This is a genomic window from Streptomyces sp. NPDC101393, assembly GCF_044767385.1.
Taxonomy (GTDB): Bacteria; Actinomycetota; Actinomycetes; order Streptomycetales; family Streptomycetaceae; genus Streptomyces.
This window is the reverse complement of the sequence record NZ_JBIWNU010000010.1, coordinates 29,800-53,143: the sequence shown is the minus strand read 5'-3', so window position 1 is coordinate 53,143 and position 23,344 is coordinate 29,800. Positions and strand designations below refer to the sequence as shown.

General features: G+C 69.8%; 18 protein-coding genes. 15 read left to right on the top strand and 3 right to left on the bottom strand.

Features of this window, described 5'->3' with window-relative positions:
* The first annotated feature begins 428 nt into the window (after positions 1-428).
* The 3 genes from ACIRQ7_RS29540 to ACIRQ7_RS29530 all read left to right on the top strand — a co-directional run bounded on the left by ACIRQ7_RS29540 (position 429) and on the right by ACIRQ7_RS29530 (position 3,036).
* Positions 429-818, top strand: a complete 390-nt coding sequence (locus ACIRQ7_RS29540; protein ID WP_404265680.1) for a VOC family protein — start codon at positions 429-431, stop codon at positions 816-818.
* 168 nt (positions 819-986) lie between these two features.
* Entirely contained in the window at positions 987-2,102 is a 1,116-nt protein-coding gene (locus ACIRQ7_RS29535; RefSeq protein WP_404265679.1) for a hypothetical protein, read from the top strand.
* Between the two features lie 400 nt (positions 2,103-2,502).
* Positions 2,503-3,036, top strand: a complete 534-nt coding sequence (locus ACIRQ7_RS29530; RefSeq protein WP_404265678.1) for a YcxB family protein — start codon at positions 2,503-2,505, stop codon at positions 3,034-3,036.
* Positions 3,037-3,504: 468 nt separating this feature from the next.
* Here ACIRQ7_RS29530 and ACIRQ7_RS29525 read toward each other — a convergent pair whose 3' ends face one another.
* Both ACIRQ7_RS29525 and ACIRQ7_RS29520 read right to left on the bottom strand, forming a co-directional pair.
* Complete coding sequence (locus ACIRQ7_RS29525) at positions 3,505-4,383, bottom strand: TrmB family transcriptional regulator (protein WP_404265677.1); 879 nt, start codon at positions 4,381-4,383, stop codon at positions 3,505-3,507.
* Between the two features lie 109 nt (positions 4,384-4,492).
* The gene (locus ACIRQ7_RS29520; protein ID WP_404265676.1) at positions 4,493-5,887 is read right to left on the bottom strand and encodes an MFS transporter; all 1,395 of its coding nucleotides are present in this window, start codon (positions 5,885-5,887) and stop codon (positions 4,493-4,495) included.
* Between the two features lie 156 nt (positions 5,888-6,043).
* On the opposite strand from ACIRQ7_RS29520, the gene ACIRQ7_RS29515 reads away from it, so the two are divergent.
* The 5 genes from ACIRQ7_RS29515 (at position 6,044) to ACIRQ7_RS29495 (ending at position 11,368) form a co-directional block, all read left to right on the top strand.
* The gene (locus tag ACIRQ7_RS29515) at positions 6,044-6,886 is read left to right on the top strand and encodes an amidohydrolase family protein (RefSeq protein WP_404265675.1); all 843 of its coding nucleotides are present in this window, start codon (positions 6,044-6,046) and stop codon (positions 6,884-6,886) included.
* A 77-nt stretch (positions 6,887-6,963) separates the two neighbouring features.
* Positions 6,964-7,746 (top strand): SDR family NAD(P)-dependent oxidoreductase, encoded by a 783-nt coding sequence (locus tag ACIRQ7_RS29510; protein ID WP_404265674.1) that lies wholly within the window; start codon positions 6,964-6,966, stop codon positions 7,744-7,746.
* 15 nt (positions 7,747-7,761) lie between these two features.
* Positions 7,762-9,429 (top strand): (2,3-dihydroxybenzoyl)adenylate synthase, encoded by a 1,668-nt coding sequence (locus ACIRQ7_RS29505; RefSeq protein ID WP_404265673.1) that lies wholly within the window; start codon positions 7,762-7,764, stop codon positions 9,427-9,429.
* Positions 9,426-10,187, top strand: coding sequence for an enoyl-CoA hydratase (locus tag ACIRQ7_RS29500; protein ID WP_404265672.1), 762 nt, complete (start codon positions 9,426-9,428; stop codon positions 10,185-10,187). Before ACIRQ7_RS29505 ends, ACIRQ7_RS29500 begins: the two co-directional genes overlap by 4 nt.
* Before the next feature lie 35 nt (positions 10,188-10,222).
* Positions 10,223-11,368 carry a thiolase family protein gene (locus ACIRQ7_RS29495; RefSeq protein ID WP_404265671.1) on the top strand — a complete coding sequence of 382 codons (1,146 nt, stop codon included), beginning with the start codon at positions 10,223-10,225 and terminating at the stop codon, positions 11,366-11,368.
* A 216-nt stretch (positions 11,369-11,584) separates the two neighbouring features.
* On the opposite strand, the gene ACIRQ7_RS29490 is transcribed toward ACIRQ7_RS29495, so the two are convergent.
* Positions 11,585-12,208: a TetR/AcrR family transcriptional regulator gene (locus ACIRQ7_RS29490; RefSeq protein WP_404265670.1), complete on the bottom strand. Its 624-nt coding sequence runs from the start codon at positions 12,206-12,208 to the stop codon at positions 11,585-11,587.
* Positions 12,209-12,661: 453 nt separating this feature from the next.
* On the opposite strand from ACIRQ7_RS29490, the gene ACIRQ7_RS29485 reads away from it, so the two are divergent.
* The 7 genes from ACIRQ7_RS29485 (at position 12,662) to ACIRQ7_RS29455 (ending at position 23,318) form a co-directional block, all read left to right on the top strand.
* Positions 12,662-13,450: an IclR family transcriptional regulator gene (locus ACIRQ7_RS29485; protein ID WP_404265669.1), complete on the top strand. Its 789-nt coding sequence runs from the start codon at positions 12,662-12,664 to the stop codon at positions 13,448-13,450.
* A 345-nt stretch (positions 13,451-13,795) separates the two neighbouring features.
* Entirely contained in the window at positions 13,796-14,860 is a 1,065-nt protein-coding gene (locus ACIRQ7_RS29480) for a Rieske 2Fe-2S domain-containing protein (RefSeq protein WP_404265668.1), read from the top strand.
* Between the two features lie 283 nt (positions 14,861-15,143).
* Positions 15,144-16,115 (top strand): PDR/VanB family oxidoreductase, encoded by a 972-nt coding sequence (locus ACIRQ7_RS29475; protein ID WP_404265667.1) that lies wholly within the window; start codon positions 15,144-15,146, stop codon positions 16,113-16,115.
* Between the two features lie 305 nt (positions 16,116-16,420).
* The gene (locus tag ACIRQ7_RS29470) at positions 16,421-17,890 is read left to right on the top strand and encodes an MFS transporter (protein ID WP_404265666.1); all 1,470 of its coding nucleotides are present in this window, start codon (positions 16,421-16,423) and stop codon (positions 17,888-17,890) included.
* Positions 17,891-17,937: 47 nt separating this feature from the next.
* Positions 17,938-20,241 (top strand): family 78 glycoside hydrolase catalytic domain, encoded by a 2,304-nt coding sequence (locus tag ACIRQ7_RS29465; RefSeq protein ID WP_404265665.1) that lies wholly within the window; start codon positions 17,938-17,940, stop codon positions 20,239-20,241.
* Positions 20,238-22,010 (top strand): glycoside hydrolase family 3 N-terminal domain-containing protein, encoded by a 1,773-nt coding sequence (locus ACIRQ7_RS29460; protein WP_404265664.1) that lies wholly within the window; start codon positions 20,238-20,240, stop codon positions 22,008-22,010. The genes ACIRQ7_RS29465 and ACIRQ7_RS29460 overlap by 4 nt, the downstream gene beginning before the upstream one ends.
* Positions 22,011-22,130: 120 nt before the next feature.
* Positions 22,131-23,318, top strand: a complete 1,188-nt coding sequence (locus tag ACIRQ7_RS29455) for a glycoside hydrolase family 1 protein (protein ID WP_404265663.1) — start codon at positions 22,131-22,133, stop codon at positions 23,316-23,318.
* The last annotated feature ends 26 nt before the right edge of the window (positions 23,319-23,344 follow it).

The following is a 23,344-nucleotide window of genomic DNA, read 5'->3' as shown; positions in this document are numbered from 1 at the left end:
GACCGTCACCGACGACACCCGCCCCTACGGTGTGTAAGGACGGCGCCGCGTCAGAACCGGGGAGCCCACCCCCCGTTGTCGGAGCATCCGTCCGGGTGCTCCATGACGCACACGCGAACGTGCCCAGCTCACTGACTCGGTTCGTCAACGTGCGGACGCCGGGGCATTCCGGGAGTAGCTGCGGTCTGCGAGATCTGGCGCCACCCGGAGCCGCCCTGTCAGAGCGAGGAACGCGACGAATGCGCCCATCGCCATCCCGCCAAGGCCGGCCAAAGAGCCCCATAGCATCGCAGGCACGGACACATACCAGGTACCAGGGCTGCCCCGGATACTGACCGCCCATCAGTGCTGCGCCCCTGCCCTCGGGTAACGCACAGCGGCTTTGCGCGGTAGCACCGTTGAACCGCGCGCCCTGAGAGGATCGGCGCATGACGGACTCCCCTATGCGTGTGAATGCCCTCATCGTCGATGCCGCCAACCCCGTTCGGCTTGCCGCATTCTGGTCGGAGCTGCTCGGCAGGCCGGTCGTGGGGCGCACGGGACCGTACGTATGGCTGCAGCGCGAGAACGGCCTGGGCCTGGGATTTCAGGAGACCGACGAGCCGAAGTCGGGCAAGAACCGCATGCACGTCGACATCAGCTCACCCGACCCGGCCGCCGAGCAACAGCGGGTCGAGGCACTCGGCGGGCGCAGGCTGGAGCAGTACGCCGATGGCGGGTTCCTGGTGATGGCTGACCCCGAGGGCAATGAGTTCTGCATCATCCCCGAGGGCCCGGTCGAGCTCGATGACGAGGGGCGGGCCCACTACCTCAACTGACCGACGCTCCCGGTCACCAGCGGCCCGTCGCGTCGCTGTTCGCTCTCAAGCGTCTCCGCGCTGAAGCTCCAAGCCGTGGCGGCGCTCCGGCCCCTCAGTGGACGAATAACACGTTGGCCGGCCGCCGCCGAGCTGCGACGATGCCTCTGTTTGCCGAGCGGAGGTTCTTTGTTCGTTTTTGCGTGTGTGGGGTGCGACGCCGGCCTGACCATCCCGCTGTCCCAGGTCGCCCTGCCGGTCCATGCCCATCAGAAGTACGGAAACGGGACTCAGCTCCCGGTGCTCATGGAGTCGGGCACTTTCGCCGTGGACCCGAAGCCCTTGGGGCCGCCGTGGCGGCGGTGGGAGGAGGTCGATCCGGACGAGGCGGCGGACCGCGGCATCCATGCGCCGGTCTACGCCCTGTCGGACGGCTCACCCGGCGCCATCGTCATCGCACCCGGCGATGCACGCGGCACCCTGCTGATCCCGGAGAAGGGCGGCGGCTATTGCTGCGGCCTCGACTGGGCCGACGGCCCCAACATGGCCTGCGAGACGTGCGGCCTGCCCGTGGCGAGCAGGATTGACGACTGCTCGCTCTGGCAGGCGGTGTGGTTCGCACCAAACGCCGTGTGTCGCCGCCTCGTCGACGGCGCCGACGCCGCACCGCTTTCCTGGGCGGAGCTGACGGCAGAGGGGAAGGGCACACCCCCGTTCGAGCCGATCGCCACGTGGGGATCGTGGCTGGGGTCGGACCGTTGGTGGTCGTGGAGTCCGCAGTGGGAGGCGGCAGTCGGCCGGGCGCTCGCCCACCTGTTGGTGGCCTCGGAAGGCCGACCGGTCACCGTCCCGGAAGGCCTGACCGAGGAAGTGTTCCAGCGCGCCCTCGACGCCCTGCTACCCGCGGGTCCGCCGGTGCGGCGGGCCGTCCTGGCCGGACCGGGGCTGCCCGCCTCCGACACGGACGCCGGCATCCTCCTCGTGCCGACCCATCCGCAGACGGGTGAGACTTGGAGCCCGGCCGACCCGCCCAATCCGGCCGCCTCGGCATACTCGGTACCCCTGCCGTTCGGCGTGTGGCTGTGGTTGGCATTCCCCGAGCCGTACCTGCCCGTCCCTGCGTCAGGCGGCATGCCCGCCGGCGTCCTCCGCGACGACCCACCCGCGCCGCGCCCCCGTCACCGGTTCCGGGCCGACCCGGGTACGTTCCACGACACCCTGGTCCGGCTACCAGCCGTCCGCAGCCCGTGGCTTCGGGAGATCCTCGAAAACCTCACCAGGCACATGCGCGCCCACCTCTTCTAGCCGGCCGGCAGAAGGCACGGACACCGCCCTTGGACCCATCCGGTGATCGTGCTGCCCCAAACGAACAGTGCCGGACAGCGGTGCCTAAGAAGTGGGCTTCTGGCTCAACTGCTGTGGTGGCAGCGCTTGAGGTGGCCTGCCCGGGACGGCTGATTCAGGAACCAGCAGGTCAGGTGCGAAAGCCGTCGTCGCGGCAAGCCAGTTCCACAGAAGGTGCGCCAGAACCCGCTCTCGTGTGCGTGTAGCGATGCAGATCACGAAGTCTGCGCATCTGCAGACACGGACGGCATCGGGCCCCGGGAGTGCAAGGGCTCAGGACACCACTCCGCGCAGAATTCGGGGCTAATATTGCCGGCGGCTTCATCGGCCGAAGAAGGCTTCATCGGGGGAAAGAGAAGGCGTGGCAAGGATAGAGCTGTCGTGCACACCGACGGTCGAGGACTTCCGGGAGGCATTGCGGGTTCGGGCGAAGGCTTCGAAATCGGCTCGCCGGACTCGCTGGCTGCTTGCAGGCACGGCTGGTTGCCTAGCCGTCGGGCTGGGGCTGTCGTGGACGACTCAGGGGACAGTCGATCCGCCTCTTGTGGTCATGCCGTTGGCTCTCGTGCTGCTCCTGGTCGGACAGGCACGGCTCCAAGCACGAGCTTTCCACCGCCTCGCCGCAAGCAAGGGCGAACAGCGCATCATCGCGGACGAATCCGGAGTCACCGTCACCACTGAGCAGACGTCCACGTCCCTTACCTGGCAGGCAGCGCCCCGTTACGCCGAGACTCCGCGATTGTTCGTATTGCTGAGTGGTGACAAGAACGCCTCGTCCATGACGCTGTTGCCCAAGCGCGGCGCGGGTGGGGAAGCCGATGTCGATCGGCTACGCGGCCTCCTTGAACAGCACCTTGCCCCCATCGGATCGAAACGCGATCGCGCCTACGCCTGAGTGATCCGGGGGTTGGCTTTCGTCTCCCCCGCGGGTGTCATGAGCAGGGCGCTACTCATAGCGGACCTCAGGTTCGGACAGGCCGGCCCCGAGGCATCGACATCTTGGTGAACCTGCCGTCGACAGCAGCTGGATAGCGAACCCGGGGAGCGGCCCGCATCCCCCCTTCGCCAACGGATCAACTCCAGCAAACTCTGCGGTCCTGGTTCTCACGGCCGTTGAGGAACTCCGCGGCAGCGCGCAGCTGGTACCCACGGGGCGACTGTGAAGAGCTGCGGGGCTGTGGAGAGAGGGTCGGTACGTTCGTCGGTGATGCAGTGTTCTGCTCAAGGGCGAAGGGCTGGACATCGACCGGGAGGACCCAGCTGCAAGGGATGTGCGGTTCAGCAAGGCTCTGCGGACCCTCGCCCGTGCCGGACGCCTCTGCCGGCCGGCTACGCGATCGTCCGACCGCCTCCCTCACCCGTATTACGCGGTCCGTCCCCGGGAGCCTTTCCTGGCCTGGGTGGCGGACTTGGCGGGGGTGGATGACCGGTCTTCGCTGATGCCGGTCAGTCCGGCGAGCCCCGGGCCGTACTGCTCGTTCAGCGGCTCACTGAGGTCGGTGTAGATCTGCTGGACGTACATGTCGTGGCGTACATATCCCTTGACCAGCGCAGCGAACAGCGGGTCGTTGACCCACACGCAGTCCCAGTCCTTGCCGTCGGGTGCCAGGGCCCACAGCGCCGTCGCGCCGTCCGCCACGACGGCCAGGTGCCGGGCCTGGTGGTGGCGGTAGACGACGCCTTCGGTACTTGCGTGGCGGAGTGTCCGGCCGGGCAGTTCGAAGGGCGGGGTGCCGAAGCAGAGCATGTCGAAGGTGACGCCCCGTTCGGCCGCGGCGGCCGCCTCTTCGCCGAGTGCTTCCAGTTCCTCCGTGCGGCCCGAGAGGTAAACGTGCCGCTCGGAGTCGGCGAGCAGACTGCGGGCCCGCCCGATGATGGCGGCGCGGTCGTTCGTGGACCGCAGTGGTCGGATCTGCTCTGTCCGGTCCTCGGCGACGAAGCGGTTGAGTTCGTAGCGGGCGTCCGAGACCCGCCTTCGGAAGTCGGTCTCGAGGTGGCCGAGGAGTTGGTCGGCCGCTACGGCGGCGAATCGGGCCGGGGAATCGCCGACCTTGACCACAGCGCCCCGTGAGGTGAGCCGCCGGAGGGTCTCGTAGACCTTGGGCTGCGGGATGCCGGTCACGTTGGACAGTGCGTATCCCGTCAGGGGCTCCTTGCCGAGCAGCCCGACGTAGGCCCGTGCGTCGTACTGGGAGAAGCCGAGCTCCACCAGCCTGGCTGCGGTCTCGTCAGCCGTACTCATGGTTCCGCACTCCCGTCAGCCGGACTTCGCAGGGTCACTACCGTAAGAGTGAGTGTATCGGCGGCCAGGGGCTGCCCTGTAGTCCTTGGTGGGTTCGCGACGACAGCACTTAGGAGGCCAGGGTCTCCAGTTTCCGGCGTGCGGTCTCAGGGCCGAATGCCCAGAAGACCACCAGGCCCACCACCAGAGTGGTGAGGAACATGAGATAGAGGGCCCCCATCCCTCCGTCGCCGTCGAGAACCCAGCCGATCACTGCGGGGGCGAGGACGGCCCCCACGTTGCGGAAGCTGCTGGCGGCCATGGTTCCCCACGCCCGCATCCGGGTCGGATACAGCTCGCCGGTGTACATGAAGGCGATCGGCGCGACCGCGTTCACGCCCAGCAGGACGGGTACGGCAAGAGCGATCAGGCCGACCGCGGACTGAGGGTGCCCGGACCAGGTGACGACGGCGCCTGTCGCGGCGCCCAGTGCGGAGACCAGGTAGCCGAGTGTGATCCAGAACCGGCGCCCGAGGCGGTCCACGGTGAGGGCGATGGTCACGACCAGTGCCACGTTGACGGCCTGGAGTCCTGCGCTGGTCAGGGATGCGGTCGCCGGGTGCATGCCGCCCTGGTTGACCAGCAGGCTCGGCAGCCAGGTGGTGAAGCCCCAGAGGGTGAAGTAGGTGGTGAACCATACGGTCCAGATCATCACGGTGCGCCTGAGGTACTGCGGGGAGAAGATCTCCGACAGGCGCGTGGACCGGGTGTCCGGCGCGATCGGAGCCTCGGGGGGCTCCAGGCGGCGTCCCTTGCGCAGGCTCTCCGCCTCCATGGCGGCCACCAGCCTTTCCGCCTCCGCGATCCGGCCGCGGGAGGTGAGGAATCGCGGAGACTCCACCAGCCGACGCCGTGCCCAGAGGGCGACGAGCAGCGGGGTCGCTCCGAGGCCGAGCATGGTGCGCCAGGTCGCTTCGTCGTGCAGCAGGCCGAACAGGGCTGCCGCGACGAGGGATGCGGCCATGTTGCCCAGGGTGAAGCTGGTTTCGTACAGCATCACCGCGCGGCCGCGGGCGCGGCCCCGTACGAGCTCGTTGAACAGCGCGGCGGCCACCGGCACTTCGGCCCCGAGGCCGATGCCCTGCACGAGGCGGAAAAGGCCAAGGCTCAAGCCGCTCCACGCGCCCGCCGCCAGGAGGGCGGCCACCCCGAACAGGGCCATGGCGGCGAGGAACACCGGGCGGCGGCCGTAGCGCTCGCTCGCCCGACCCAGGCCGAGGGCGCCCGCTATCTGACCGACGTAGCCGGCGCTGATGAGCAGGCCGGCGTCGCCGAGGCCGATGTCCATCGTCGAGGTGACCGCGGTGAGTGTCACCGCCAGCGCCACGGTGTCGAAGAACGTCCCCGTCCCCAGGATCTGAAACGCCCTCCGGTGGGCGCTGGTGAACGGCAACCGCTCCCATCTGGCGAGGAGTTCGCCCCCTCGCGTGCCGTTGTCCTCGGATCGTTGCCGTACTTCGGTCATCACGCCTCCCACGAACAATCAACCAATTGAAGGGCTAGTCACTACCGCAGTAGGTAGTACACACTGAGGCGAGCCGGGCCCCGCTGTACAGAGGCCTGCACGGAAGAAACGAAAGGGAGCGGCCCGCTCCCGACACAGACAGGAAAAGGAGCGCGGATGAGGCGGATCGACCTGCATTGCTATCCCGGGACCGCCGAGTGGATCGCCTCCCAGGAGCCTTTCCCGGCGGCGCTTGCGGAGTACTGGAACAAGCCCTGGGAACCACGCACCGAGGAGGAGGTGGTGGCCGACCTGGACAAGCACGGCATCGAAGCCGTGCTGGTGGCCTTCGACATCGAGACCGTCACCGGCGCCCCGCCCTGCGGTAACGACTATGTCGCTGCCCTGCGGGACCGGCACCCGGGCACCTTCCTCGGTGCCTGGGGAGCCGTCGACCCGCTGCGCGGGGAGCAAGCCATCGCCGACGCCGAGACGGCGGTGCGCGAACACGGTGTGCTCGGCTTCCACTTCCACCCGATCATGGGGCGCTACTCGGTGGACGACCGGCGGCTCTACCCCCTGTTCGAGACGATCACCGCCCTGGGCGTGCCGGTGATGATCGACGTGGGAACGACGGGGATGGGGGCAGGCATGCCCGGCGGCATGGGCGCCCGCATCCGCCATGCGCACCCCCGGGCGGTGGACGAACTGGCCGCTGACTTCCCGGACCTGACGATCATCGCCGCGCATCCGGGCTGGCCCTGGATCGAGGAGATGACCGCGGTGGCCCTGCACAAGGGCAACGTCCACTGGGAGATGTCGGGTTGGGCGCCGAAGCACTTCCCGCAGCAACTGCGTACCGACATCCGTGCCCGGCTGCGGGACAAGGTCATGTTCGGTACTGACCACCCGAGCCTGCCGTTCGAGCGGCTGCTGCGTGAGTGGGAGGAGCTCGGCTACACGGAGACCGTCATGAATCAGGTGTTCCACGGCAACGCGGAACGGCTCCTCGGCCTATAGGCCCAGGTCCTGTCCCCCCAGGTCCTGTCCACGCAGGCCCTGTCCGAGTAGGTCTTGTCCATGCGAAAGGGATGATCATGACTGACGACACGCCAGTGGCGCTGGTGACGGGCTCCGCACGAGGAATCGGGCGGGCTGCCGTTCTGGCGCTGGCCGCGGCCGGGTACGACGTGGCGGTGAACTACGCCTCCAGCGACCAGGCAGCCAAGGAGACCGCAGCCCTTGCCGAGAAAGCCGGGGCCCGGACGATGGTCTGCCGCGCCGACGTGGCTGACGAGACGGCGGTGCTCGGCATGGTGGAGGAGATCCGCAACCGGTTCGGCCGCCTGGATGTGCTGGTCAACAACGCCGGCACCACGGCCCGTACGCCGCCCGCCGACCTGGACGGGCTCGACATGGCCGAATGGGACCGGGTCTTCGCGGTCAATGTGCGCGGCCTCTTCCAGGTGACCCGCGCCTGCGTGCCGTTGCTCCAGCAAGCCGCCACGAAGCGTCCGGGCCGAACGGCCGTGGTGAACCTGGCCAGCATCGTGGGCCTGCGTCCCGGGCCGCAGCCGTTCCCGTACGCCGCGTCCAAAGCAGCGGTGGTGAACCTGACCAAGACCCTTGCCGGGCGCCTCGGCCCGGACGGCATCCGGGTCAACGCCGTCGCACCCGGCTGGATGGTGGGCGAGTGGATGGAGGACCAGCTCGGAGAGAACTACGAACGGCTGATGGAGCGACGGGGCCGCCACACCCCGATGCGGCGGTGCGTCACACCGGAGGACGTCGCCCGGAGCATCCTTTCCCTGATCGACTCCAACCCCTTCGTGACCGGCGAGATCGTCGTCGTCGACGGCGGCTTCACCGCGACCACCTGAGTGCAGGAGGACACCGTGACCTTGGACGGAATCGTTCCCTACCCGCCCGAGTACATCGAGCGCTACCGCGCGAAGGGCTACTGGGAGGACCGCACCCTGCGCGACGTGTTCGCGCAGCTCTGCGCGCAGTATGCCGATCGCGTGGCCCTGCACCACGACGGCGCCGACATGACGTATGCCGTACTGGAGGAGCGCGCCGCACGAGCGGCCCAGGGCTTCTGGGCAATGGGCCTGCGTCCGCTGGACCGGGTGGTGCTGCAACTGCCCAACGCCGCCGACTTCGCCGTGACCCATCTCGCGCTGCAGAAGATCGGCGTCATCCCCGTCATGGCCCTCCCCGCACACCGCTACCGGGAACTGGAGCAGTTCGCGCGGCTGTCGGACGCCGTCGCCGCGATCACTCCGGACAGGTCCAAGGACGCCGATCACCGCGAGATCGTCGCCCGGGTGCGCGCCACGGTGCCCTCGCTGCGTCGGCACATCGTCGCCGGCGACCCGGGCGAGGACGCCACGGCGCTCAGCACCGTCCTGGCCGGCGATGTGGGCGAGGACGCCTGCGTGGACCTGGCGTCCGTCGAGGTCGATCCCATGGACCCGGCGCTCTTCCAGCTCTCCGGCGGCACCACCGGCATCCCGAAGCTCATTCCGCGCCTGCACAACGACTACGTCTTCAACACCAGGAACGCCATGTCGGTGTGCGACATCCGGTCGGACGACTGCCTGCTCAACGTCCTGCCGATCTCGCACAATCTGCCGCTGGCCTGCCCCGGCCTGCACGGCTTCCTCTTCGCCGGAGCCCGCACCGTACTGCACCCCACCACGCGCGGCGCCGAGGTGTTCCCGCTGATCGAGAAGCACCGGGTGACCCACATCCACGTGGTGCCCGCGCTGCTGATCAAGTGGCTCAACGACCCGCTGATCCACGACTACGACCTGTCGTCGGTCCGCGTGATCCAGAGCGGCGGGCAGCGCCTCCAGCCCGAAACCCGCGCGCTCGCCCAAAGCATGCTGCCGGGGTGCCGCATCCAGGAGAACTTCGGCATGGCCGAAGGTCTGCTGACCTTCGTACGGCTCGACGACCCCGAAGAGGTGCGCATGGAGACCGTCGGCCGCCCCGTATGCCCGGACGACGAAGTGCTGCTGCTGGACGAGAACGGCCACGAGGTGCCCGACGGCGAAGTCGGGGAGCTGGCCGCGCGCGGCCCTTACACGCTGCGCGGCTACTTCCGCGCCCCCGAGCACAACGCCCGCGCGTTCACCCCGGACGGCTTCTATCTGTCGGGGGACCTGATGCGCCGACACCCCTCAGGCAACTATGTCGTCGCCGGCAGGCGCAAGGATCTCATCAACCGCGGTGGGGAGAAGATCAGCGCCGAGGAGATCGAGAACCTTCTCATCGGCCACCCGGCGATCGTCAACGTGGCCTGCGTTCCGGTGAGCGACCCCGTACTGGGCGAGCGCATGTGCGCCTGCGTGGTCCCGCGCGAAGGGGTGGCGCCACCGACCCTGGAAGAGCTGACCGACTTCCTGTCCCGGCACGAGATCGCCAGGTTCAAACTCCCCGAGCGGCTGGAGATCATGCCGAGCCTGCCCCTGTCCCACGTCGGCAAGGTCTCCAAGAAGGACCTGGTCGCCCGCTTCGCCGACGCCGCACCGTCCGCCGCACCGGGCGGTACCTCATGAGCGCCCTGCTGCGGAGTCAGTGCGAGCGGGGCACCGCCACTCTCACGCTCGACGACCCGGACCGCCGCAACGTCCTGTCCGGCCCGCTCGTCCGCGAACTCCTCGCAGCATTCGACGAGTTGGAGGCGGACCCGGCCATCACCTCAGTCGTTCTCACCGGGGCGGGCTCGGCCTTCTGCGCCGGAGCCGACCTCACGGACCTCATGGCGGCATCCGAGGGCGACACCTCGGGAGTCGAAACCGTCTACGAGTCCTTTCTCCGTGTCGCCCGCTCTCCCCTGCCGACCATCGCCGCCGTCAACGGCCCGGCGGTCGGCGCCGGCCTCAACCTCGCGCTGGCATGCGATGTGCGGGTGGCCGCCGAATCCGCGTGGTTCGACACCCGCTTCCTCAAGCTCGGCCTGCACCCCGGCGGCGGCCACACCTGGATGCTGCACCGCGTGGTCGGAGCCCAGACGGCCGCCGCCATGGTGCTCTTCGGCGAACGCCTGGACGGCGCCGCGGCCACCACCGCTGGTCTGGCCTACCGGTGCGTTCCCGACCCGGACCTGCTTCCCGCGGCCCATGCTCTCGCCGCCAGAGCAGGCGCCGTCGAACCGGAGCTGGTCCGCCGTACCAAAGGGTCGCTGCGGCGCGCGGGCGACGGGCGGGGGCACGACCAGGTGGTGGAAGAGGAAACCCGGGAGCAGCTCTGGTCGCTTTCCCTGCCCGGCACCGCCCAACGCCTCCGCGAGCTCCGGAAGAACCCCAGAGGCTGAAGTCCGCCTCCCGACATGATGAAAGGAGTTCACCTGTGCGCTCCGTTGTGATCGTCTCTCTCCTCCGCACCCCTATCGGACGGGCCGGCAAAGGATCGCTTCGGGACATGCGTCCCGACGACCTGGTGGCCGGTGTCATCGCCCGAGCCGTCGCGGATTCCGGCCTCGCGCCGGACCTGCTGGACGACCACGTGCTCGGCACGGGCTACCCCGAGGGGCGCCAGGGCTCCAACCTGGCCCGACGGGCGAGTCTGCTCGCCGGCTTGAGTCCGGCGCTCCCCGGCTCGACCGTGACCCGCTTCTGCGCCTCCAGCCTGCAGGCCGCCCGGATCGCCACCCACGCGATCCGGTGCGGCGAGGCCCAGGCATACCTGGTCTCCGGAGTCGAGTCCGTCAGCCAGGTGGGGCGCACCCTCAAGGAGGAGGACAAACACCCTGAGTTGTCCTCCGGGGAACAGATCACCGATGTCTACATACCGATGGGCCTCACCGCCGAGAACGTGGCCGAACGGTGGGACGTGTCCCGCGAGGACATGGACGCCTTAGCCGCGGAGAGCCACCGGCGGGCGGTGGCCGCCACCGGGGCCGGGTTCTTCGCGCGCGAGATCCTGCCGGTGCACAGCCCGCAGGGACCGGTCACTGCCGACGACGGGCCGCGCCCGGACACCGACAGGGACAAGCTGGCGGCGCTGCCACCGGCCTTCCGGCCCGGCGGCACAGTGACCGCCGGCAACTCCTGCTCGCTCAACGACGGCGCCGTAGCAGCCGTCCTCGTGGACGAACAACTCGCGGAGAGCCAGGGGCTGCCCGTACGGGCGCGCATCCTCGGTACGGCGGTGAGCGGCGTCGATCCGGCCGTGATGGGCGTGGGCCCGATCGACGCGGTCCGCCGTCTCCTCGACCGGGCAGGGCTCCGCATCGACGAGGTGGACATCGTCGAGCTGAACGAGGCCTTCGCCTCCCAGGTCCTGGCCGTCAGCCGAACTCTCGGCATCGACCTGGACGAGCAGCTCAATCCGTACGGAGGGGCCCTCGCCCTCGGACATCCCTTCGGCATGACGGGGCTCCGGCTCATCGGCACCCTGCTCAACGGGCTGGAGACGACCGGCGGGCGCCTCGGCATCGCCACCCTGTGCGTGGGCGGCGGCCAGGGCATGGCCGTACTCCTCGAACGGGTCTGAGAACGGCTCGCGCCCGGAAAGGTGGTGCCGGCGGGCGCTAGTGGGGAACGGCGTCGGCCCGTCACCTCGGCACCGGCGCAGCGAACGGAAACCGTGCGCAGCGACGGGCAGCACGGAGCGGGCGAACACGGCAGGCCGAAGGCGCACCGCGAGATCTATCGCTGCGGTGATGTGGAAGGCATGCGCAGGCAACCCGACCGGAGGCCTGTGCGGACGTTACAGCCCCTTGCCGTCCGCCGCGATGCTGCTCATGAGGCGGTTCAGGTGAGAGCGCATCACGGCGATCAAGTCGAAGGAGCGGCCGGCCGCCAGCCACTGGATCCGCAGCCCGGCGTCGAGCGCGGCGCACTCCCGGGCGATGTTCTCGTGGTCCAGTCCCGCCTTGAGTTCGCCCGACTCGGTGCCGGCACGCAGACGGTCGGCGAGTTCACGTACGCCCTTCTCCTGCCATTGGGAGAAGAAGTCGTGCGCGGGGTGGTCGGGAGCGGTGGCCTCGGCGCCCACCACGACGGCGAGTTCCATCATCCCCGGCATGTTCAGCGACTCGGCGGAATCGTCCAGGTGACATCGGAAGGCGTCTCGAACCGAGTCGGACACACGGACCCACCGCTCGTCGAGCTTCTCGTGCCAGTACTGCACCACGGCCAGCAGCAGTTGCTGCTTGTCGCCGAAGTGGTGAAGCAGCCCGGCATCGGTGATTCCGGCGTCGCGGGCAACGCCGGCCAGCGAGGTCTTGCGGTAGCCGTCCTGCCCGAAGCGCAGCAGCGCGGCCTCAAGGATCTGGTTCCGCCTGGCCAGCCCTGTTGCGTAGCCGCCGCGCGGCCCCCTTGGTGTCCCCATGCACCCAACCGTACCGAGTGCCGGGGCAGGTACCACCGAGCCCCTGCCGCCTGGAGGGCGTCTCGTCGATCAGTGATGCGTTGTTCCGGGGCATGCTTTCCCAGCAGGGGCAGCTGACCGATGACCGCGCACGTCAGGCCGACGCGGTGGCTGTCACCCGCCCGAACGCGATGCCGCCCGCCCTTTCCCACCACGTGATCACCGGCACCTGACGGAGCCGTACGGCAATGGGCGACCTGCCGCCGCGCACAGGAATGCCACCGACATCTCGACGTGGGTGCCGCCTTCTTGCACACTGACCGCCACAGCTTGGGTCACGTCGACAGCGGATCGTCAGGCCGCCGCAGGTGGCCGCGCGACAGCCGGCCGGAACGCACAATCGGGAATCGGTGAGGCGCTTTGGACGACTCGCTCGCAGGTGAGGCGCGGCACGCCGATGACGGACCTTCGCCCGTGCCGGACGAAAAGGGCTCGATAGCCCGCCGCCGCAGGCCCGAGTCGGGCGCGCGGCCCGTCCTGGGCCGCGCGCTGCAGATCCTCGGCGCGTTCAGCGCGAAATGCCCGGAGATGACGTTGAGCGAACTGTCGCGGCGGTCCGGGCTGCCGGTGTCGACCGTGTACCGGATGCTCGGTGAGCTCACCGCCTGGGGAGCGCTGGAGCGCGGCGACAACGGGTGCTACCGCGTCGGCCTGCGACTGTGGGAAGTCGCCTCCCTTGCGCCGCGCGGGCAGGGCCTGCGCGAAAGGGCCCTGCCGTTCCTGGAGGACCTCTCCCGGATCACCCGCGAGAACGTGCAGCTCGCGGTGCGCGAGGGCACAGAGGTCGTCTTCGTCGAGCGCATCGCGGGGTCCGGTGCGGTGCCCGTACTGACGCGCGTGGGCGGGCGGTTCGCGCTCACGGTCACCGGTGTCGGGCTGGTCCTGTTGGCGCATGCCCCTGCCGAGGTGCAGGAGCAGGCGCTCGCCGGCCCCCTGGAACGGTTCACGCCGGGTACGGTCACCGATCCGCGTGCGTTGCGGCGCATGCTGGCCGAGGCGCGGACCCATGGCTACGCGGTCAGTGACCGCCAGGTCACGATGGACGCCCTGTCGGTCGCGGCTCCTGTGCACCGCGGTAACGCGGTGATCGCCTCGGTGTCGCTGGTGGTACGCCACGGCAGCACCTCCGCGCATGCGCTGGCCCGGCTCGTCTGTACGAGCGCCCGGGCGATCTCCCGCGCGATGAGCACGCCGCAGGTCTGAACCCCGCCGTCCCGGACTTGAGCCTCAGGACCGCGCATGCCGTGCCACGTCCTGACGCGTCGTGCCCCGTCGTGCCCCGTCGTGCCCCGTCGTGCCGCAGATCCTGCGGGACGTCCCGCCGCGGCGGGCGCGGCCGCGCTTACGCAGAGGTTTCCCGGCATCCGGAAAGCTCCCTGGTGACCCGGGGGCGCCGACCCCACGATGGTCTGCACCGGTCGGCGCCCGGCACCGGTCCGCCGGGGCCCCGCGACGCTCTCCGCACACCCCCGGCGGCGAGGGACCGATAAGCCTCCGCCCCCTCGCTGGAGCGCGCGCACCGTACGCCCCACTCAGAAGGGAACGATCATGACTGCTTTCGTACGCAATCACTGGTATGTCGCCGCCTATGGCCGCGAGGTCGGGCGCGAGTTGCTCGGACGCAGCGTATTGGGCGAGCCGATCCTGCTGTACCGCACGGAGGACGGCCGGGCCGTGGCCATGTCCGAGCGCTGTGTGCACCGACGCTTCCCACTGTCGCACGCGCCGAGCCGGCTGGAGGGCGATCGGGTGGTCTGCGGCTACCACGGTTTCACCTACGGCACCGACGGTGGCTGTGTCTTCGTTCCCGGCCAGCAGCGCATCCCGCGCACGGCGCGCCTGAAGACGTACCCGGTGATCGAGCAGGATTCCTTCGTGTGGGTGTGGATCGGCGACCGCGAGCCCGGGGATACCCTGCCGCCCCGCGCTCCGTGGATGGACTCCCCCGACTTCACCGTGGTGTCGGGCATGGAGCCGATCGACGGCGACTACGGTCTGCTGGTCGACAACCTCATGGACCTGTCGCACGAGACGTACTTGCACGGCGGTTTCATCGGCACTCCCGAGGTGGCCGAGACGCCCATCACCACCGAGGTCGACGACACGGCCGGAATCGTCCGCGTGCGCCGCCACATGGACGACGCGGAGTGCCCTCCGTTCTACGCCAAGTCCACGGGTATCGAGGGCCGGATCAGCCGCTGGCAGGACATCGAATACCACGCGCCCTGCCTCTACTTGCTCCACTCGCGCATCGCGCCTGTCGGCGCACCCGGGCCGAATCCTGACGGCAGCGACCCGCATGCCTTCCACGTCGAAGTCGTCTACGGCATCACCCCTTCGACGGAGAGGACTACGTACGACTTCTGGGCCGTGGCCCGCGACTTCGCCCTCGATGACCAGGACGTCACCGCATTTCTGCGCAGCAACAACCACACCGTGGTGATGCAGGACGTCGTGGCCCTCAACGTGCTGCAGAAGTCCCTGGACACCGAGCCGGCCGGCTACCAGGAGCTGAGTATCAACATCGACACGGGCGGGCTCGCGGCCCGGCGCCTTCTCGCTCGCCTGGCCCAGGAGGGGGCCGCGGCGCAGGACCGGGCGGTGGCCCCGTGATTCCGCCGCGCCCACCTGTCCTCTCCGGCGAGGACGTCTACCGCATCCACTGGGTGCTCGGCACCGACCTGCTGCTGGCCGTCTGTCACTGCGGCGCGCAGCGGGAGTTCGAGGACCCGGTCGAGCTGTGGGACTGGCTGCTGGGCCACCCCGAGGGCCACCGCCCCGTCCCTGCCCCGGAGTTCGGTCCCTCGTCCACCCCTCAGCCTCGAAGGCGGCCTTCGCTTGATGCTGCCCCCCGCCCCCGTCCCGTTACCGGACCCGGTCCGGAAAGAGAGTCACCATGAGCACTACGAGCCTGCCCCTCACCGGGGACGAACTCGACCTGACCCTGCTGCGCAAGGAGCCCCTCGCCGAGGGCGTCGTCCGGCTCAGCCTGGCTCATCCCTCCGGCGAGCGGCTGCCCGCATGGAGCCCGGGTGCCCATATCGACCTGGCACTGGGGCCCGATGTCGTACGGCAGTACTCGCTGTGCGGGGACCCGGGGGACGCGTTCCTCCTCCAAGTGGCCGTGCTGCGGGAGCCGGAGAGCAGGGGCGGCTCCCGGTACGTGCACGACACGCTGGCCGAGGGCGACACGGTCCGGGTGAGCGGCCCCCGCAACCACTTCCCGCTGGTCGACTCCCCCCGCTACCTCTTCATCGCCGGCGGCATCGGCATCACCCCGGTCCTTCCGATGATCGCCGCCGCCGAACAGCGAGGAGCTGACTGGCAGTTGGTCTACGGCGGGCGCAGCCGCGCCACCATGGCCTTCGCCGGGCAACTGGCCAGGGACCATCCCCACCGGGTGGAACTGTGCCCCCAGGACGAGTCCGGCCTCCTCGAACTGGACGGGCTGCTGGCCGGACCCGCCGCCGGCACGCTCGTCTACTGCTGCGGGCCCGAACCTCTACTCAACGCAGTGGAGCGGCAAAGCGCTTCCTGGCCGGACGGCACGCTGCACATCGAGCGGTTCGCGCCGAAGACACGGATGGACGACACCCCTTCAGCCTCGTTCGAGGTGGAGCTCTCCCGTAGCGGCATCACGGTGACCGTCCCGCCGGACAAGACCGTCCTCCAGAGCGTCGAGGAGGCCGGCGTGCAGGTCCTGTCCTCGTGCCAGGAGGGCACCTGCGGCACCTGTGAGACCGCGGTCCTGGACGGGGTGGTGGACCACCGCGACTCCCTCCTCAGCCCCGCTGAACAGGCATGCAACGACACGATGTTCCTCTGCGTCTCGCGCGCCGCCTGCCCGCGCCTGGTCCTGGATCTGTGACCCCACAGGCAAGAGTCCCTCGCATGGACCCGAGACCGCGGCCGTGATCGCCGCGGGACCGGGTCCATGTTCGGTTCGCCTCCGGCGAGAGCCTGGCACCCGGGGCTGTGATGTGCGTCACGCATCCAATGCCTAGCGAGTACTAGGTATTGGCTTCATCATCATCCGAAAGCGAGGGACAGTTTCGAGCCAGCGCCCGAGACACGAGCCATCGACGAGCCATCGGTAGTGGCTGCCGTCATCGGTAGTGGCTGCCGTTCCCCGCACGAACCCCCGACCGCCCTGTTCGCGAAAGGAGCGGCTCCATGACATCGACGTCTGCCGGCCCCTCGCTCGACGCAGCACAGTCCGACGACACCGCAAGGTGGACCCCGCGTCTGGTGGGCGTGCTCATCGCGCTGATCTGGCCGACCCAAATGCTTGCCGCCGCCGGGATCCTGGGGGCGTATGCGACCTCCAGCGTGGCGCAGAGCTTCCACACCACCTACGTGGCCTGGTTCGGTCTGACCTTCGTCCTCGTCACCACGCTTCTGACGCCGTTCGTGATGAAACTGGGTGACCGGTACGGCAAGAAGCGGCTCATGCTTGTGATCACCGGCATCGGGGCCGTCGGCGACATCATCGCCGCGACCGCGGGCAGCTTCTGGCTGATGCTCATAGGGCGGGCGATCGCGGGCTGTTATGGCCCGTTCGGCGCCCTGTCGTTCCCGGCCGTGCGGGACATCTTCCCGGCCCGTCTGGTGAAGCCCGCCAGCGCCATTCTGGGCAGCAGCGTCGGCCTGGTGGGCGTCGGCGCCCCTTTCCTGGCCGGCTGGCTGGTCGACAGCTGGGGTTACCAGGGCGTGATGTGGTTCCTCACCGCGGCCACGGCCCTCTCCTTCGTGCTGATCGCCTTCCTGGTGCCGCACACCCCGCCGCGCGACAAGCGGCCCGGCTTCGACTGGCTCGGCGGTCTGGTGCTCGGCGGGGGGCTGACCGCGGTCATCTACGCGCTGGGCCAGGGGCAGAGCTGGGGGTGGGCCGACGCCCGTACCCTTGGCTGGCTCGCCGGCGGTCTTGTGGTCTTGGGTGTCTTCTTCTTCGTGGAGCGCTCCAGCGCCCACCCCATCCTGGACTTCACGGTGCTCAGGCGCCGCCCGGTCGCCCTGGTCCTCACCGCGGGCGGGCTCGCCCAGGCCATCGCCTACACCATGCCGAGCCTGGTGATCCTGCTCGCCGTGTATCCGCACATCCCCGGTGTTTCCGCCGGTCTCGGGTGGTCCGCACAGCACAACGCCGCCGTCGGTGTGACCTGGAACCTGGTGATGTTCGGTACCGGCATCGTCGCCAGCCGCCTGATGCGCAGAGTGGACGCCCGCCATCTGTGGTGGGCGGGGCTGCTCCTGATGGGGCTCGGCTACGGCCTCGCGGGCTTCTTCCACGCCGATGAAACGGAACTCATCCTCACGTCGTGTCTGGCCAACCTCGGCTCCGGCCTCGTCGTCTCCGGCGCTCCGGTGTTGGTGGTAGGCGTGGTGTCCAAGGACGAACAGGGCCTGGGCAGCGGCATGCTCAACATGCTCATCACCCTCTTCGGCTCTGTCTTCACCGCCCTGGCGTTCGCCGTTCTGGCGAGCCACAGCGTCGTCAAGAGCGGCACCGCCTTCTACCAGGACGCCGGCTACGACTGGATCTTCTGGACCGGAGCACTGCTCACCGCCGTGCCCCTGGTGATCTCGCTGTTCGTTCCGCGCCTGCGGGATCCCGCGGAAGCCGACGCCGCCCCCGCCGCCTGACCACCGCTCCCCCACAGCCCCGCCCGCCGACACCGAGAAAGACGCCCATGCCGCACACCTGGACCGCACAGGTCATCACCCCCGCCTGGCGCGAAGAGCCGCCCGTCGCACCGGGCCGCCCGGCTGCACTCCTGCGCGCGGAGTTCACCGCGAGCAGCCCGGTGCGACGGGCGGAGCTGCGGGCCACCGCCCTGGGGGTGTACGAGATGCACCTCAACGGTGCCGTGGTCGGGGACCACGTCCTGGCACCGGGCTGGACCAGCTACCACCACCGCCACCGCTACCAGTCCTTCGACGTGACCCCATGGGTACGGCCCGGCGCCAACGCCTGGGGCGCCCACCTCGCGGACGGCTGGTACCGGGGCCTGCTCGGATTCAACGGCGGCAACCGCGACATCTACGGACCGGACACCGGGCTGCTCGCCGAGCTGCGGATCGCATACGCCGACGGCAGCGTCCAGACGGTGACGACCGGTCCCGACTGGCGGGCCGCGGCCGGGCCGGTCACCGCCGCCGGCCTGTACGAGGGGGAGGTCTACGACGCCCGCCGGGAGCTGCCGGGCTGGTGCGAACCAGGCTTCGATGGCGCCCCTTGGCAGCCGGTGCGCGTGCTGGACTTCGACACCTCGGTGCTCTTCCCGGCCGACAGCCCTCCGGTACGACGCATCGAGTGCCTCCCTCCGGTGGCCGTGACGACCTCGCCCACCGGCCGCACTCTCGTGGACTTCGGACAGAACCTGGTCGGCAGACTCCGCATCCGCCTCCGCGGTGACGCGGGCCGCACAGTGACCCTGCGGCATGCCGAGGTGCTGGAGGACGGCGAGTTGTGCGTCCGTCCGCTGCGCGGCGCCGCGGCCACCGACCGCTACACCCTGCGCGGCGATACCGACGGCGAGCAGTGGGAGCCCCGCTTCACCTTCCACGGCTTCCGCTACGCCGAACTCGACAACTGGCCCGGCGAACTCACCCCCGGTGACGTCACCGCTGTGGTACTGCACAGCGACCTTCGACGAACCGGCTGGTTCGAGTCCTCCGACCCGTCCCTGAACCGGCTGCACGAGAACGTGGTGTGGGGAATGCGCGGCAACTTCCTGGATGTTCCCACCGACTGCCCCCAGCGCGACGAACGCCTCGGCTGGAGCGGCGACATCCAGGTCTTCGCCCCCACCGCCACCTTCCTCTACGACACCGAAGACTTCCTGCGTTCCTGGCTGAGCGACCTGGCCGCCGACCAGAGCGACGACCCCGACGGCGTCCCGCCCCTCATCAGCCCCGCCATCCCCGTGAACATCCCCGTTCCGCTGCCCCCCGGCAACCTCGCGATGGCCGGCTGGTGCGACGCCGCCGTCATCGTCCCGTGGGTCCTGTACGAGCGGTACGGCGACAGTCAAGTACTGCGCACCCAGTACCCGTCCATGCGCGCCTGGGTGGACGCCGTCGACCGGATCGCCGGCCCGGGACACGTGTGGGGCGAGGGCTTCCAGTTCGGTGACTGGCTCGACCCCACCGCATCCCCCGAGGACCCGGCCGGGGCGACAACCTCCTCCCCGCTGGTTGCCACCGCCTATTTCGCGCGCTCGGCCCGCCTGCTGGCCCGCAGCGCCGACGTGCTGGGGAAGTCGGACGAGGCCGAGGCCTACCACGCTCTCGCCGACGCCGTGCGGCAAGCCTTCCGCGCCCGCTTCCACATCGGCGGCGGTCGCCTGGCCGAAGAGACCCAGACCTCCTACGCCCTCGCCCTCGGGTTCGACCTGCTCCAGGACGGCGCCGAGCGCGCCGAGGCCGGCAGCCGGCTGGCCGCCCTGGTGGCCGAGCGCGGCCACCGGATCGGGACCGGCTTCCTCGGCACCCCTTTGGTATGCGACGCGCTCACCGCCACCGGCCACACCGACACCGCGTACCAGCTGCTGATGGGCCGCTCCTGCCCCTCCTGGCTCTACCAGGTGGACAGAGGAGCCACCACGACCTGGGAGCGCTGGGACAGTCTGCTCCCCGACGGCAGCGTCAATCCCGGAGAGATGACCTCCTTCAACCACTACGCACTCGGCGCCATCGCCGACTGGCTGCACCGCACCGTCGCGGGTCTCGCACCGGCCGCCCCCGGTTACCGCCGTCTGCTCGTGCGGCCCCGCCCCGGCGGCGGCCTCACCTGGGCGCGGGCCGCGCACGAAACACCGTACGGCCGGGCCGAAGTGGCCTGGCACCTGCACGAAGGGCAGCTCACCGTCACCGTGACCGTTCCGCCCGGCGTCGAGGCCACCGTCGAACTGCCGGACGCCGAGCCCACCCGCGCCGGGCCGGGCACCCACACCCTCCACGCCCCCCACCGCATCGCCGAGGAGCAGCAGTGAACCTTCCCTACCAGGACCCCAGCCGCAGCGTCGAAGAACGGGTGGCCGACCTGCTGCCCCGGATGACACTGGAAGAGAAGGCCGGACTGCTCTTCCACCACGCCATAGGCATCGGAGCGAACCCCGCCCCTGTCGGCCTCACCGCCGAGCAGATGATGTCCGGCGCGCTCATGTCGCACTTCAACCTGCTGGGCGCGGGCACCCCGCGGGAGATGGCCGAGCTCCACAACCACCTGCAGGAGCAGGCCGCAGCCACCCGTCTGGGCATCCCGGTGACATTGTCCACCGATCCACGTCACGCGTTCACCGACAACCCGGGCACCGCGATGATGGCCGGCCCCTTCTCCCAGTGGCCCGAAACCCTGGGCCTGGCAGCCACGGACGACGCCGGCCTGGTGCGCCGATACGGCGACACCGTGCGCCGCGAGTACCTGGCCGTCGGCCTGCGCGTCGCCCTGCACCCGCAGATCGACTTGGCCACCGAACCCCGTTGGGCCCGCATCTCGGGCACCTTCGGCGAGGACGCCGACCTGACCTCCCGTCTGGCCGCCGCGTACATCGAGGGCCTGCGGGGGCCGGGCGGACAGCTCGGCCGGGACAGCGTGGCCGCGATGGTCAAGCACTTCCCCGGCGGCGGTCCGCAGAAGGACGGCGAGGACCCGCACTTCCCCTACGGCAGGGAACAGATCTACCCGGGCGGCTTCTTCGATTACCACCTCAAGCCCTTCAAGGCGGCCCTCGCCGCCGGCGCCACACAGGTGATGCCGTATTACGGCATGCCGGTCGGCACCCCGTACGAAGAAGTCGGCTTCGGCTTCAACCACGGCATCATCACCGGGCTGTTGCGCGAGAAGCTGGGCTTCGACGGCATCGTCTGCACCGACTGGGGACTGCTCACCGACGGCCCGATCATGGGCGAGACGCACGCGGCCCGCGCCTGGGGCGTGGAACACCTGACCCCCGAGCAGCGGGCGTTGAAGGTACTGCACGCCGGTGCCGACCAGATCGGCGGCGAGGCATGCCCCGAGCTGATCACCGCGCTGGTCCGCGACGGACTGCTGACGGAATCCCGGCTCGACGTGTCCGTCACCCGCCTGCTGGCCGAGAAGTTCCGCCTCGGCCTCTTCGACGACCGCCGCTACGTCGACCCGGACGCCGCCGAAGAGACCGTCGGCCGCGCCGACTTCCGCACCGCCGGCGAGGCCGCCCAGCGCCGCTCGCTGACCCTGCTGGAAAACCGCGCCGCCGTACTCCCGCTGACCGGCCGCCCCCGGCTGTACATGGAAGGCGTCGACCCGGACACCGCCGCCGAGTACGCAGACCTCGTCACCGATCCCACCCGGGCCGATATCGCGGTACTGCGCCTGAACACCCCCTACGAACCCCGACCCGGCCTCTTCGAGTCCTTCTTCCACGCCGGCCGCCTCGACTTCGGCCAAGAACGCCTCCAGCAGATCCTGACCCTGCTCGACACCGTGCCCACCGTCGTCACCCTCCACCTCGAACGTCCCGCCGTCATCCCCGAAATCGCCGACCGCTGCGCCGCCCTGCTCGCGGCGTACGGCGCCGGCGACCGGGCGCTGCTCGACGTCCTGTTCGGCCGGGCCGATCCGCAGGGCGCACTGCCCTTCCCGCTCCCCCGGTCCATGGCTGAGGTCGAGGCCGGCCGCCCCGATGTCCCGCAGGAGAGCGCCGAGCCGCTCTACGCGTTCGGCCACGGGCTTCGATACGCCACGCACCGTGCCAGGCAGCCGGACCGCGCTCGCTGAACCCCCGGTCCGTCGCACGCCCCTCACGACTCCCACACAGGCGACCCGCCCCCTGCAGTCTTGCCCACCCACATCAGCCCCTTCGCATCACGCGTGAATACGTGAATACCAGGAGTACCCATGAGCAGCACCTTCCCCAACGGCTTCCTTTGGGGCGCCGCGACCGCTTCCCACCAGGTCGAGGGCGGCAACGTCAACAACGACTTCTGGGAAATGGAACACCGCCCCGACACCTTCTTCGCCGAGCCCAGCGGGGACGCTTGCGACAGCTGGCACCGCTGGGAGGAGGACCTGGACATCGTGGCCGAACTCGGCCTGAACACCTACCGCTTCTCCCTGGAGTGGAGCCGCATCGAGCCCGAAGCCGGTGAAGTTTCCCGCGCCGCGCTGGACCATTACCGGCGCATGATCGCCGGTTGCCGCGACCGCGGGCTGAACCCTGTCGTCACCCTGCAACACTTCACCGTGCCCCGCTGGATGACCGCCGGCGGCGGATGGGCCGCTTCCGGCTCCGCCGACCGCTTCGCCCGCTACTGCGAAACGGTCCTGCCCATCCTGGCCGAGGGCGTCTCCCACGTCTGCACCATCAATGAGCCCAACCTCGCCGCCATGACAGCCCAACTCCACCTGCCCTCCACCGGCGAGCCCAGCCCATTCCCCGGCTCCATGCCTCCGCCGCACCAGCCCACCGCCGACGCGCTGATCGCCGCCCACGCCCGCGCGACGGAAATCCTGCACAGCCGCCCCGGCCTCGCAGTCGGCTGGACCGTCGCCAGCCAGGTCGTCCAGGCCGCACCCGGCGCCGAAGAGGCCGCCGCAGCCTGGTCCCGCCGGCGCGAGGACATCTTCCTCGAAGCCGCCAAGAACGACGACTTCATCGGCGTGCAGGCATACACCCGCACGGTCGTCGGCCCCGACGGCGCTCTCCCCGTCCCGGAGACCACCGAGCGGACGCTGACCGACTGGGAGTACTACCCGCAGGCCCTGGAGCAGGCCGTACGTCACGCCTGGCGGACCACCGGCGGCGTACCCGTCCTGGTAACCGAGAACGGCATCGCCACCGCCGACGACACCCGCCGCATCGACTACGCCCGCACCGCCCTGCACGGGCTGCGGGCCGCCATGGACGACGGCATCGACGTACGCGGCTACATCCACTGGTCGCTCCTGGACAACTTCGAGTGGGTGGCCGGCTACAAACCCACCTTCGGCCTGGTCGCCGTCGACCGTCAGACCTTCGCCCGCACGCCAAAGCCCAGCGCCCACTGGCTCGGCACCATTGCACGCACCGGCCAACTCGCCGACTGACCGTCCGCGCGCCGCAGCCAAGGTGA

Coding starts and splice junctions, on each gene's coding strand:
- ACIRQ7_RS29540 (WP_404265680.1), top strand. CDS start 429: ATGACGGACTCCCCTATGCGTGTGAATGCCCTCATCGTCGATGCCGCC.
- ACIRQ7_RS29525 (WP_404265677.1), bottom strand. CDS start 4,383: ATGAGTACGGCTGACGAGACCGCAGCCAGGCTGGTGGAGCTCGGCTTC.
- ACIRQ7_RS29520 (WP_404265676.1), bottom strand. CDS start 5,887: ATGACCGAAGTACGGCAACGATCCGAGGACAACGGCACGCGAGGGGGC.
- ACIRQ7_RS29515 (WP_404265675.1), top strand. CDS start 6,044: ATGAGGCGGATCGACCTGCATTGCTATCCCGGGACCGCCGAGTGGATC.
- ACIRQ7_RS29510 (WP_404265674.1), top strand. CDS start 6,964: ATGACTGACGACACGCCAGTGGCGCTGGTGACGGGCTCCGCACGAGGA.
- ACIRQ7_RS29500 (WP_404265672.1), top strand. CDS start 9,426: ATGAGCGCCCTGCTGCGGAGTCAGTGCGAGCGGGGCACCGCCACTCTC.
- ACIRQ7_RS29490 (WP_404265670.1), bottom strand. CDS start 12,208: ATGGGGACACCAAGGGGGCCGCGCGGCGGCTACGCAACAGGGCTGGCC.
- ACIRQ7_RS29480 (WP_404265668.1), top strand. CDS start 13,796: ATGACTGCTTTCGTACGCAATCACTGGTATGTCGCCGCCTATGGCCGC.
- ACIRQ7_RS29475 (WP_404265667.1), top strand. CDS start 15,144: ATGAGCACTACGAGCCTGCCCCTCACCGGGGACGAACTCGACCTGACC.
- ACIRQ7_RS29470 (WP_404265666.1), top strand. CDS start 16,421: ATGACATCGACGTCTGCCGGCCCCTCGCTCGACGCAGCACAGTCCGAC.
- ACIRQ7_RS29465 (WP_404265665.1), top strand. CDS start 17,938: ATGCCGCACACCTGGACCGCACAGGTCATCACCCCCGCCTGGCGCGAA.
- ACIRQ7_RS29455 (WP_404265663.1), top strand. CDS start 22,131: ATGAGCAGCACCTTCCCCAACGGCTTCCTTTGGGGCGCCGCGACCGCT.